Origin of the sequence: Microbulbifer sp. A4B17, assembly GCF_003076275.1 — a bacterium.
Lineage (GTDB): Bacteria > Pseudomonadota > Gammaproteobacteria > Pseudomonadales > Cellvibrionaceae > Microbulbifer.
Genome location: NZ_CP029064.1, coordinates 4269775 through 4282750, shown reverse-complemented (window position 1 = coordinate 4282750; position 12976 = coordinate 4269775). Strand labels below are relative to the sequence as shown.

Annotated in this window: 9 protein-coding genes; 3 read left to right on the top strand and 6 right to left on the bottom strand. The window is 46.8% G+C overall.

What is annotated here, in order from left to right; all coding sequences use genetic code 11:
* Nucleotides 1-231 precede the first annotated feature (231 nt).
* The gene (locus BTJ40_RS18835) at nucleotides 232-2439 is read left to right on the top strand and encodes a S9 family peptidase (protein ID WP_108734518.1); all 2208 of its coding nucleotides are present in this window, start codon (nucleotides 232-234) and stop codon (nucleotides 2437-2439) included.
* Nucleotides 2440-2513: 74 nt separating this feature from the next.
* Here BTJ40_RS18835 and katG read toward each other — a convergent pair whose 3' ends face one another.
* The gene (gene katG, locus BTJ40_RS18830; protein ID WP_304598632.1) at nucleotides 2514-4787 is read right to left on the bottom strand and encodes a catalase/peroxidase HPI; all 2274 of its coding nucleotides are present in this window, start codon (nucleotides 4785-4787) and stop codon (nucleotides 2514-2516) included.
* Nucleotides 4788-5152: 365 nt separating this feature from the next.
* Here katG and ybaK point away from each other — a divergent pair, with 365 nt between their 5' ends.
* Complete coding sequence (ybaK, locus tag BTJ40_RS18825) at nucleotides 5153-5620, top strand: Cys-tRNA(Pro) deacylase (protein ID WP_108734517.1); 468 nt, start codon at nucleotides 5153-5155, stop codon at nucleotides 5618-5620.
* Nucleotides 5621-5672: 52 nt separating this feature from the next.
* Here the strand turns inward: ybaK and BTJ40_RS18820 are convergent, their stop codons facing one another.
* Nucleotides 5673-6563, bottom strand: coding sequence for a LysR family transcriptional regulator (locus BTJ40_RS18820; protein WP_108734516.1), 891 nt, complete (start codon nucleotides 6561-6563; stop codon nucleotides 5673-5675).
* A gap of 100 nt (nucleotides 6564-6663) precedes the next feature.
* Between BTJ40_RS18820 and BTJ40_RS18815 the strand changes: the two genes are divergently transcribed.
* A complete protein-coding gene (locus BTJ40_RS18815; RefSeq protein WP_202862828.1) occupies nucleotides 6664-7422 on the top strand; it encodes an alpha/beta fold hydrolase in 759 nt (252 codons plus the stop codon).
* A 108-nt stretch (nucleotides 7423-7530) separates the two neighbouring features.
* Here the strand turns inward: BTJ40_RS18815 and BTJ40_RS18810 are convergent, their stop codons facing one another.
* The 4 genes from BTJ40_RS18810 to BTJ40_RS18795 form a co-directional block, all read right to left on the bottom strand.
* On the bottom strand, nucleotides 7531-9879 hold the full coding sequence (locus BTJ40_RS18810) for a DNRLRE domain-containing protein (RefSeq protein ID WP_108734514.1): 2349 nt from the start codon (nucleotides 9877-9879) through the stop codon (nucleotides 7531-7533).
* An 86-nt stretch (nucleotides 9880-9965) separates the two neighbouring features.
* Nucleotides 9966-10610 (bottom strand): DUF1566 domain-containing protein, encoded by a 645-nt coding sequence (locus BTJ40_RS18805; protein ID WP_238152061.1) that lies wholly within the window; start codon nucleotides 10608-10610, stop codon nucleotides 9966-9968.
* Nucleotides 10610-12190, bottom strand: a complete 1581-nt coding sequence (locus BTJ40_RS18800) for an ethylbenzene dehydrogenase-related protein (RefSeq protein ID WP_108734512.1) — start codon at nucleotides 12188-12190, stop codon at nucleotides 10610-10612. The genes BTJ40_RS18805 and BTJ40_RS18800 overlap by 1 nt, the downstream gene beginning before the upstream one ends.
* Nucleotides 12191-12357: 167 nt before the next feature.
* Complete coding sequence (locus tag BTJ40_RS18795) at nucleotides 12358-12960, bottom strand: glutathione S-transferase N-terminal domain-containing protein (protein WP_108734511.1); 603 nt, start codon at nucleotides 12958-12960, stop codon at nucleotides 12358-12360.
* Between the last annotated feature and the right edge of the window lie 16 nt (nucleotides 12961-12976).

The following is a 12976-nucleotide window of genomic DNA, read 5'->3' as shown; positions in this document are numbered from 1 at the left end:
GAGCCAAAACTTTGAAATATGCATACCCCGGAAGGTTCCGTTGTAGAATTCCCACCATGGTTTGCTACATCCATAATATAGCTGGAGCCTCTGACTAACTTTGTGAATCGCTTTAGAAGCCTCTCAGTCCTGGCCTTAAGGCCCGCACAGGTATTAAGAGATTCCTTAATGTTGCCCTGGTCGCCGAATGCTGAGTGACTTACCGACAATATTTAAATAAAGAATTATCCTATGAAACAAACACTGCTTGCGTTACTCAGTTGTACTTTTGCAGGAATATGTTCTGCAGAACCCCTGACCATTGAACGCTTATTCTCCGATCCAGCTTTAAGTGGCACTACCCCCCGAGCTCTGGAATACTCCCCTGATGGCCAGAGAGTAACTTTCCTCAAAGGCAGGGCGGAAGATTACAATCGCTACGATCTCTGGGAATATAACCTGGAAGATGGCCAGTCCCGGATATTGGTGGACTCCGATAGCCTGCACAGTGGCAGCGAAACGCTTTCAGATGAGGAAAAGGCAAGGCGGGAGCGCCAGCGAATTTACGGTAGTGGAATAATGGAGTACAGCTGGTCAGAAGATGGCCAGGCTCTATTGTTCCCCTTGGCCGGTGATATCTACTATTACGACCTAAAAGACCGCTCTTCACGTCGACTAACTGAGACGGAAGCTTTTGAAACCGATGTGAAGGTTTCACCTGAAGGGCGCTTTGTTTCGTTTATTCGCGACCAGAATATTTATGTTGTCGATCTGCAAACCGGCAAGGAAAAGCAACTAACCAGCGATGGCGAAGATCATATTAAAAATGGAATGGCTGAGTTTGTTGCCCAGGAGGAAATGGACCGGATGACCGGTTACTGGTGGTCGCCTGATGATCGACATATTGCATTTTTGCAGGTTGATGAGTCTCCGGTTGATCAGGTAACCCGCAGTGAAATTTATGCGGATCGTATCGAAATGATACAGCAACGCTATCCTGCTGCAGGGCGTGCGAATGTGAAAATTCGCCTTGGCCTTATCGATATTAATTCAGGGAGTGTACGCTGGATCAACCTTGGCGATGACCAGGATATTTATATTCCAAGGGTTAAATGGGCACGAGATCACCTTGTAACTTTTCAGTGGCAATCCCGTGATCAGCAAAAGCTGGAGCTTCGCGCCTTCAATCTGGATACGGGTAAAACCCGAACTCTCATTACCGAGTCCAGCGACACTTGGGTTAACCTCAGTGACGACCTGTACTTCTTAGAAAACAGCGATGCTTTTATTTGGTCATCGGAACGGGATGGTTACAAGCACCTCTATAAATATGATTTAAGTGGAAAGTTGCAAATGCAATTGACCAAAGGAGATTGGGTGGTCGATGAATTAGAGGCCGTTGATGAAAAGGCCAACCGCCTGTTTTTCACTGCCCGGAAAGATACCCCAATAGAAAGGCATCTCTATTCCCTCTCCCTGCAAGGAGAGGGAGACATTGAAAAAATTTCACAGCTTAGCGGCATGCATTCTATTGAGTTTTCCGAAGACGCTTCTGGATATATCGATAAATTCTCTAACGTTACCACCCCCGCACAGGTGAGTTTGCACAGCGCCACGGGGGCCAGGGTTACCTGGCTTGAAGAGAACGCTGTAAATCGTAGCCACCCTCTCTATCCTTATAAGGATCAATGGATTGCCCCGGAATTTGGCAGTATTGAATCGCCCCACGGCAAGGAACTGTATTACCGTTTATATAAGCCCGCCAATTTTGATGTGAAAAAAAGCTACCCGGTTATGGTGTATGTCTATGGTGGCCCTCACGTTCAGGTTGTTACCAACAGTTGGGACAAGCTTTTCAACCAATATATGGCCCAGCAAGGGTATATAGTTTTCTCCCTGGATAATCGTGGCTCAGCAAATCGCGGTACCGGTTTTGAGAATCCTATCTTTAAGAGAATGGGATCACCTGAAGTGGAAGACCAGATTTCCGGTGTTGAATATCTGCGTACCCTGCCTTACGTCGATAAGGACAATATAGGAATCTTTGGCCACAGCTATGGTGGCTACATGACCTTGATGAGTATGTTCAAAGCCGGTGACTACTTTAAGGCGGGAGTATCGGGTGCGCCGGTTACAGATTGGACACTTTATGATACCCATTACACTGAGCGTTATATGGGTAATCCAACCAAGGATATGGAAGCTTACCAGGCATCTTCAGTTTTCCCTTATGCGAAGGACTTGCAGGGTGACCTGTTGATTTATCACGGAATGGCAGATGACAATGTGTTATTTACGAATACCACCAAACTGATAAAACAGCTGCAGGACAACGGTCAGCAGTTTGAATTGATGACCTACCCTGGCAAGAAGCATAGTTTGCGCGGCAAGCAGACTCGCATCCATCAATACAATATGATCAAGCAGTTTTTTGATCGGCATTTGAGGGGGCAGGGGTAATGCCCGGCTGACGCTTCATAAGAAAAAACCGGGGCTGGCCCCGGTTTTTTCTACAGTCTTCATGTATGTAATTCTTATGACTGGGGCTGACCAACCCGATCAAGATTCATTACCTTGGTCCAGGCCTTCACAAAGTCATTAACAAATTTATCTGCGCTATCGTTTGAGGCATAGACCTCTGCTACCGCCCTCAATTCAGAGTTTGATCCAAAAATCAGGTCGACAGGAGTAGCTGTCCATTTTGCTTGGCCACTTTTTCGATCTTTTCCCTCATAGATACCCTCTGATTTTCCCGACTTGGACCATACGGTGGACATATCCAGTAGATTTACAAAGAAGTCATTGGTCAGTGTGCCGGGGCGCTGGGTAAATACACCATTCTGTGAGGAGTCCGTATTTGCATTGAGTGCGCGCATTCCGCCAACAAGGACAGTCATTTCAGGTACGCTCAGGGTTAACAGGCTGGCTTTATCCACCAATAATTCTGTGGGAGTCCGTCCGTAACCATCTCCATAGTAGTTGCGGAATCCATCGGCCAATGGCTGTAATACCGCAAAGGATTTAACATCAGTTTGTTCCTGGGAGGCGTCGGTGCGTCCAGGCCTAAAGGGCACTTTAATTTTGTGGCCGCCCTGTTCTGCGGCTTTTTCAATGGCTGCAGCGCCCCCAAGCACAATAAGGTCTGCCATTGAGACTTTTTTACCCCCTGACTGGGCACTGTTAAACTCCTGCTGAATTTTTCCCAGCGATGCCAGAACTTGTGATAATTCATTGGGGTCATTTACCGGCCAGTCCTTTTGGGGTTCCAGACGAAGGCGGCCACCGTTGGCGCCACCGCGAAAATCCGAGCCACGGAAGGTAGAAGCTGAGGCCCAGGCAGTCCTCACCAGATCGGGAACAGTAATGCCCGCCGCAAGTATTTTTGCTTTGAGATTATCGATGTCCCGATTATCAATCAGCGGGTGATCAATTTTGGGGATAGGGTCTTGCCAAATTAAATCCTCCTCGGGTACTTCTGGTCCCAAATAGCGCGCGCGGGGGCCCATATCTCGATGGGTTAATTTGAACCAGGCTTTGGCAAAGGCGCGTTGAAATTCTTCTGGATTCTCATGAAAACGCTTGGCAATTTCCTTGTAGCTGGGATCGAATTTTAAAGATAAGTCTGTGGTAAACATGATAGGCGCATGACGCTTATTCTTGTCGAAGGCATCGGGTACCAGGTTTGCAGCGCTCTGGTCATCGGGAATCCACTGAACGGCACCGGCTGGGCTTTTTGTCTTGACCCAGTTGAACTTAAACAGATTATCCAGGTACTGCTGGCTCCAATTGATCGGGGCGGCGGACCAGGCTCCTTCCAGGCCGGATGTCATAGTATCGTCTGCGTTTCCTTTGCCGCACTTATTTTTCCAGCCAAGTCCCTGCTGCTCTATCGGGGCAGCCGCTGGTTCTGGGCCCAGGCAATCGGCCTTAACAGCTCCGTGGGCCTTGCCGAATGTGTGCCCCCCGGCAATCAGGGCCACTGTTTCCTCGTCATTCATCGCCATGCGGGCAAAAGTTTCGCGGATATCTGTGGCGGCAGCTACCGGATCGGGATTGCCATTAGGGCCTTCCGGATTAACATAAATCAGCCCCATTTGCACTGCACCAAGTGGCTTCTCCAACTCGCGGTTACCCGTGTATCGCTCATCGGCGAGCATCTTGGTTTCGGGCCCCCAGTAGACCAGGTCTGGCTCCCAGTCATCCTCTCGTCCCCCTGCAAATCCGTAAGTGGGGAATCCCATGGACTCAAGGGATACATTGCCAGTGAGCACCATAAGGTCGGCCCATGAAAGTTTGCGCCCGTATTTCTGTTTGATGGGCCAGAGCAGACGCCGGGCTTTGTCCAGGCTGGCATTATCGGGCCAGCTGTTGAGTGGATCGAAGCGCTGCTGGCCTCCACGTGCACCACCGCGACCATCTCCAATCCGATAAGTACCGGCGCTATGCCAAGCCATTCGGATCATAAACGGACCGTAGTGGCCGAAATCAGCCGGCCACCACTCTTGTGATGTTTTGAGTAGGGTTTCTATATCCTGTTTTACCGCTTTGAGGTCCAGAGTTTGGAATTCTGCGGCGTAATTGAAGTTGTCGCCCATTGGATTGGATCTTGGGGAGTGCTGCCTGAGTGGGCGTAAGTCGAGCTGGTTTGGCCACCAGAACCGGTTGGATTTTGGCTGGCCCTCTACTGCACCTTCAAGAATAACAGGATCAGTGACGACTTCTTCGTGATTATCCGCTGTGCTAAACGGCGCAATAAATAACATTAAAACTATTACAGCGACATAACTACGATTATTCTTTTTAAGCATCGAAAGTGTCTCCGTACGATTATTGATACATCCTTCGTTTTACTTTTATTCCCGCAATGAAATAGGCGACCCATGCTCTATTTTTGAGGTTACTATCGGCTTGCGATAGAACACTATTCATCGGTCAAACAGGTAGTATAGCGGGTTAATAGTATATGAATTTTATTGTATGGTGATTAAAAGTAATCAATAAGATAAATTGTAAAACTTAATCAATAACTCTCAATATTATGCTTAGCTATTGCTGAGGTGATTGTGTCGAGCTGAGTTTAAAGTTGTGGATAAAAATTGTTGTTGGGATTTTTTGCGGTACTATTTAATCTGTATCATTTAATACTTGGAAAAATATTTAGGTTGTGGATTGTATGACCCCGGGAATTAACTTACTAAAAAATTCCAAAGTCAGTTATAAGATTCATGAATACGCCCATGATTCTTCAACAGATTCTTATGGAATGGAAGCAGCTCAGGAATTAGGCGTTTCTGAGGAGCGAATATTTAAGACGTTGGTTGTTGCACTGGACAATAAAGAATTGGCTGTTGGCATAGTTCCTGTTTCTACCCTGCTTAATATGAAGCTTATCGCTAAAGCTGCAGTGGCGAAGAAGGCGGTAATGGCTGCTCCAGAGGATGTAGAGCGCTCGACAGGATATGTTTTGGGGGGGGTTAGCCCACTGGGACAAAAGAGACAATTGAAGACTATCTTGGATATATCTATTAAAGATCACTCGACAGTTTTTGTCAGTGCCGGTCGCAGGGGATTGGAAATAGAGTTAAGCCCAAATGACCTGATAAAAGCAGTAAACGGGGTACTGGCTAAAATTTCCCAGTAGTATGGATAAGCTTTCTTAAAGATTGAGCTTATACGACTGTGCGCCCCCCCCTTTAAGTTTCACGTAAATGTCGGATAAATGCTGCAAGAGCCGACGATTTTTGCTGTCTGCTCGGGTAGTAGAGTTGGTAATCCAGGAAATCCGGGCAGTACTCCTCCAGGCAGGTTTTTAATGTTCCTGAGGCCAAATGCTCAGCTACATGTTGCTCAAAAGTATAGATTAGCCCCAGCCCTTCCAGGGCGGCCTGAACAAGTACAGGAGCATCGTTAACAAATAACCGTCCTTTCACTACAAGTTCTATGGATTGAGAATTTTTCTTGAAAATCCAACGGAAGTTATCACCATGGCTTGCTGTACGAATATTGACACAGTTGTGATCCACCAATTGTTCTAATTCCTTTGGAGTACCATATCGCGAAAAATACTTCGGGGAGCCAACTATAGCCACGCGGAGCGGGGTACTTAGTGGTATTGCCACCATGTCTTTTTCCAAGTGGGTACCAAAGCGAATGCCTGCATCAAACCCCTCCTTGATAATATCCGTAAACCGGTCATTTACATCGATATCTACTTTTATATGGGGAAATTTTTCCATAAAGGCAGCTAGATGGGGCATGAGGATGGTACGTGCTGGATACTCCATCGAAGTGATTCGCAAAAGCCCTCTGGGAGTTTCGCTACCTGCCTTTGTGCTTTCCAAACTGTCTGAAATTTGCTGGAGGGCAGGGGAGATTTGCTTGAGCAGTGTCTGGCCCGCCTCCGTCAACCTGGCGCTTCGGGTAGATCGAACCACCAGGGAAACGCCCAGCCTGGCCTCGAGCGCAGCTACTGACTGGCTGATGCCCGATTGGGCTCTCCCCAAGCGAGCTGCGGCTCGGGTAAAGCTGCCTGCTTCGGCAACTTCCTTAAAGATTAGAAGTTCGTAAAAGTCCCGGCGATCCATTTATCACCATAGCTGATATAGGTAATCAATTTTATCACTCTACCAGAGGAGTTTTACCCGTTCTACTCTCATGTTCCATTCACTAAACGGGGATACTCTCGTGAAAATATCGCAAATGTGCATGAGGCTTGCCCAAATCATCGCTATCTCCCTTGCCTGTGTAGAAATGGCCTCGGCGGGAGAAAATGTGGTGTTAGTCCATGGCCTCAATATGGACGGTAGTGCTTGGCACAAAGTACACAAGCGCCTTACCAGCAAGGGTTACGATGTCACTGTGGTTCAAATGCCTATGACATCTATTCAGGAAGATGTGGCTGCAGTTAATCGCGTTATTGATATGCAGGATGGTCCAGTTACCCTTGTAGGGCATTCCTATGGTGGGATGGTTATTAGCCAGGCCGGAATGAGCCCCAAAGTACAGGCGTTAGTTTATATTGCTGCTTTCCAGCCCGAAGTGGGTGAGAGCCTTGGCTATTTGAACACGTCAATGCCTGCTGAATTACCTCAGGAAGCAATTCGTGTATCTAAAGACGGGTACTACGTGGTTGCTCGAGACGCCTGGATTACCTATGTCGCAAATGGCTTAACGAAATCTGAGGCAGTTTATACAGCGGATTTCCAAAGCCCGGCAAATACTTCAATATTTTCCTATCAGGCTGAATTGGCGGCCTGGAAGCACAAACCACATTGGTCATTGATTGCCAATGACGATCTCACCATAACACCGGAACTCCAAAGAATGATGTCCAAGCGTTCAAAAGCAAAAACGTCAATTGTTGAGGGGGGGCACCTCTTACCGATCTCCCACTCGGAGGAAGTTGCGGCAGTTATTGAGTCTGCTGCAAGTTTCGTCGAGTGAAAAGTAAAAGGAAAATTAACTACGATTGATGTGTCTGCGCAGCTTTACAATCAAGCCAAACTATAAATAAATGAATAGGGCTCTCGGTGAAGAGAGCCCTATGTCTACTCAGGGACAGAGCGTTTGCAATGTTAGGAGAGGGCTTTGCCCACTTTCTTTGGAGCTTATGTCCAGGCCATTAATCCCTCCCTCCGAAGCAATGACCAAGCCGTTATTGCTAGTATTTAACCAGCTATCGACTATTCCTGAAGCCCCTAGGTCGATCAGATGGCGGCCGGTAGAAGAGGGGGTAAAGCTGCCCACTTGCAGTCCAAGAATAGAGCTGCCTCCCACAGAATCCCATGTGGCTGATTCTTCCCGCCAGCTCTGTGTTGCCATGTAAATGCCATAGCTGTTGCTGGATGTGTTGGTGACATTCAGTTCGAGGGTAGCATCAATATACTGGTGGCAGTTCAAATCGGTTAAATCAAAGCGGATAAGGCTATATAGGGTTCCGTAAATCAGGTCACTGCCATCGGCGAGAAGGCCGTCACTATCACTGTCAAAGTTATCATCTTCCTTCCTGGATGAAATAAAGACATCGTCTGAGGCAACTTGAGATACTTCCTCGCTGAAGGTGTCACTGCAATCTGCAGCAACCCTGAGAGCTGGGGATATACCGGTTTCTTGTGATGAGATATCTACCCCGTTACTCCCATTCAGCGAGGCAATAACCAAACCGGTATTTTCACTTTGCAGCCAGCTGTCGAGAAGACCCGATGAGCCCAGGTCTACGCTTAGGGTCCCTGTAGAAGTTGGAACAAAGCTGGTCGCCAGTTGTGAAAGGACCGCTGATCCACCGACTGAATCCCAAGTGGCCGATCCTTCGTCCCAGCTGGACCCGGCCAGGTAAATACCATAATCATTGCTGGAGCGGTTGGTGATATTTAATTCGAGCTCAACCGAACTTATCGCCGAACAATTGGCAAGGTTAGAGAGATCGAATTTAATCAGTGAGTAAAGAGTTCCATAAGTACTGTCACTGCCGTCTGCCAGTAGGCCATCCGGGTCATTATCAAAATTACTGGAAGAGTAGCGTGATGAGATAAAAGTATCATCAGTTACTGGTAGCGATAGCTCACCATCGCCATTGCTGTCCCCGACAATAATACTCCTGCCATCACTGTTTTTTGCAAGCAGCATGGCTTCACCAATACGATTGGCAGTCCACCAGTTCACATTGTCTGGTAAAGCAAGGGGATTATTTGCGCGGTCTTCCCGTGTCAGGGTACTTGCGTTTGCATCAAACTGGGCAGTGCGAACATTGAGTTCGTCGGCGCTGACTTGGATTACCTTAAACTGCTGGATACTGGCCATATCAATGGTCCAGAATTTGGCGTCATTGGCCGAACGGGCTGGAGCTCCCCAGCTTCCCTCGCCGACATAAACAGTGCCCCCAGTATCAGTGATTGAAAAATCACTATTGTCGGGGGCCACTACTTCGGTGAGTTTGGTCAAGTGAGTATCTGACTCTACCACCAGGTTCATGGCGTAATCATAAAATGGCTGTGCCCACCAATTAAACAAAGTGGGGTTGTCGGACTTACCACTGTAGTGTGGGAACATAGGTTTGTGGTATTGGGCAAAGCGCCAATTACTGTACCCGCCACTCGTTGCTAAATCATTCTCCAGCCAGTTATTCATATCTGTGGCATAGGAAGACCAGCCACTCTCCTGGAACTGGCTGTTTAGTGTGTAGACTCGCAGGAGCGGGGAAATTTGTACCGCGCCATAGGTATCGCTGGGACTGCAACCGCCATCACTATTGAAGTCGACCCCAAATACCTGGCAGATAGTGGAGTAGTTGTCATCTTCATGATTTCCATGTGTGGGGATTAATGGGTAAATGCGTTGATAGTTATACCCATCAATTTCATCGTCGGAATAAGTCAGCGTCCAGTCCTGTAAAAATTCATCCATCTCCGATGCACTATTGGCGTTGGTAAAGTCGCCGCCATGCATAACAGCCAGCGGACGGATTTTGGCCAACAATGCATTACCTTCTCGTCGTGTTGTATGTCCGGTGCGGGTATCCCCCCCGGCAATAATGACAAAGGGGGATTCGTCTGCCGGTGCAGTTTTAAACCAATATCTGTCACCACAGCCATCTTGATCACACACTCGATAGTAAACTGCTGAATCCGGCGTTAAATTTTCAAGCCTGACAAAGTAGCTATTTAAACTGCCATCGAATGTAGATACTGAATCAATCCCCTGGCTGCTCCAACTGTTTTCATTGGTTGAATATCCAAAGTTGATGTAGGGGTTATTAGTATTACCATCCGGTGAAAATCCAATGACAGCACTGGTGGAGGCATCACCATCCCAGGCCAGTCTGTGATATTTAGTCGCTGAGCTGGCATCTATCGCCAAGCATAGAGTCGAGATAGAAAAAGCAGTGCTTAAGAATCGTCTCATGGGGGATTCCTGTAAGTAGTGGTTATTATTTCAAGGCGCAGCGCTTTGAGAGAGCAGTTGTAAAAGCTGGATGCGGCGCTTCGAAATTATTGTGGATCTTTATTACAGGTCGTTGAATGGCTGGAGACTAAACGCACAAAAGCAGCATTTCTATAGGGGATTGTGACGGTTTCTGCATTCATGAAATTGACAGCTCCTGCTCCGGTTTTCAGGTACTGATAAATGCCGTATAAAGGCCTGTCAGAATTTTGGGTCCAATAGTCACCTCGTTGAGTTTTTGGAAAATACTCAGTTGCTATCTTGGGCCGTCCAGATTTACTCTCCTTTAGGATTATAGAGCGAAGTTCTGTAATATCGGGAAGCCTCCAGTTTTGTGTTGCACACAGCTGCTGTCGATTGGTCTGGCGGATCAAGTCTTCAGTATCACATCGGTCTTCTTCAAAATAGCAATCCCCATTGTTTTCTATACCCTCTTCGTATTGATACCATGAGTAGGTCCACCTGCCATCGTGAATGCCTTCATCGTCGGTTTTTACCTCCCAGAGAAGTCCCGTATTGGTGTCGCAGACACAGGACCAGGGCCCTGCCCAAGTTCCGATAGCCTCGCCTTGATTATTTATTTTGATAAGGTGATATGGCTCTGGAATGGGTGCCGATGGACTGTGCAGGATAGCTGCACAGACAGTGAATAAAGGAAGGATAAATATCCAAAATATACGCGCAATCATCATTAATCTGCCAGCTTAATCTTTATTGGTAGGGCATGGCGTGTGTGAGCAATTTGTGAGTGATCAAATGCAGAAACCCAAAGACAGATACCATCTTTAATAGCTACATCCAGCGTGGATCCGGTATCCAGCTTTCGAACGACTTCCATGGACCAGTAACCATCTTGCCAAACCGCATAGGCTCTTACATCAGCTCGATCTCCTTCAAAGCGATTAGAGGTATAGAGAACTGATGGCATTAAAGTGTTGGTAGGATAATTGTCATATACAGTCTTATAGGGTTGGAAATCAAACCAGGAAATTGTCCAATCTCTAACTGTATTTGCATTTTGGTATGAGGCCAGGGAAGAAGTATCTTTTGGTAGTCGCCTCGGCGTGATTTTATGAGGGGAATACCATTTCCAGTTTAACAAATATGCCCCGGACTCCTTACCATCCTGGGAATATCCCGCGGTATAGCGACGTGATCCCGGCCTTACAATATCGGGCTTACCAATGTAGTTATCATCAGCCAGGTGCATTTTATTGGTTCTAACGGCTTTCCAGTGCCAGAGATCGTGTACCTCGTCAGACGAACTGTAATGGTAGCCCTTTCCATGCCAGTTTGAAGGCAATTGAGCTGATGGCTTGCGGCCCAGGTGAGAGGTTCCCGAGGCACCGAATTCACAGGAATTGGAGATCAGGATAGCGAACTTATCTTCATAATGAAGGGTCTCGTCGAAGTTTTGAAACCCTTGCTGTTGTATCTTCCAGCCGGAATCCATTTTTTTTATTGGTAGATGCTTTAGACTTTCGGTGGGGTCCTCCCAGGTTATGAGGAAAAATATTTCCTGCTGGTTGTGCACAGCTTTTAAGCTTACTGTTGAGCTACCATCATGAAAATTGGCACCTCCATCGGTGTGGATTCTCAGTGGCGAGAGGAGGGACCACACGGATTCCTGTGCTAAACCATCAATTTCTATAAATGTTTTTGGATCAATTTTTTTGATTGTAAGATTGTGATGGCTTTTCTCTGTAACAAGAAGCCACAGAAGTAATATGGCACAGGCGATTGATAGGTAGGAAATAATGGGGATTCGATAGCCTGGTTTTGCACTGGGAACAAGATAGGCCAGAGTCTTAAAGCCATAACTTGTGAGATAGACACCGGCGTGAAGGAATATATAAGTTAAAATCCCTAATGCTAAGAAAAAGTGCACTTGGCGAACTGTAAAGGCATAGTCGTTGCCAATAAACAGAATCCAGCCACTGACAATTATGATTACAAGAAAAATCGTGCCAATGCGAGTGACTACTCTATGGTAGCCAATCGAGGCTTTGTGGGATACTTTTGATAAGGTGGTGATTTGAAGTTTAGCTATTATTTTATACAGCAAATAACAGATAAGAATGGCGGAAAGAGTAGCTGCTGAAAAGAAGTGAAAATCGTGCACCTGCCCCTGGGGCAATAATTCTTCGATATGGCCAATGCTGGGTTTTGTCAGGGTTGAGATACGAAGTCCCGTTAGCAGGCTGCATAAAGTTGCAACAATGGCCACACTGTGCAGGATTATCCAAAGAGTACTCTTCGGTTGTTTGGCCATGGGAGTCTTCCAAAAGCGATCAGGCTAGTAGAAAAGTGTGGCATTTATATTAATAAATCAGACTGTAGCAGTGCTATCGAGTCGCGGTTAAGTAACTCAAAAACATGACTTGTTCAGAATAGATGGCTTGACCGACTTACCCTTGCTCCTTTTTATATACCCCTTAGCTACTCATGCAGCTTGCACTTAGCCAGACTTTCATTCTCTTCCAGGATTTCTGACATAGACATTAATTTGGGGTGATCGCTTCTCCAGTCAAAATCTTCATGGCGAAAATCCAGGTAGGACAATGCTGAGCACAGGTTGATATGTGTGAGGCTAAGATTGTCGGGCAATATAGCCAGGTGCTGCTCCAGATAGCTCAGGGATCTCTCGATTGCGTTGAAGTAACGCTGCCACCAAAAATCAGATCGAAGGTTTTCCCGCGCGCGCAACTTTTCCATTTGTAGGTGTACAGCCGCATCCATTAAGCCAGAGCTGACACTGTGAAATGTGAATAGGTCCCAATTGTTATCTAGTGGTGCAGAGAGATGTCCATCTCCCAGGCTTTTATCAAGAAACGCACAAATAACTTCACTATCAATGATTGAGGAGCCATTACCCAGTGTAAGGCATGGTACTTTTCCCAGGGGGTTACTGGAAATCAGCTCATTTTCATTGTGAAAGGGGTGAGAAAAGTGCTCTGTTACCACAGATTGCAGATTTTGTTCTTGTACAACAATGCGGGCCTTTCGTGCAAAAGGTGAAGAAAAGGTCAAGTACAGTTGCATAGACCAAGCTCTTTCA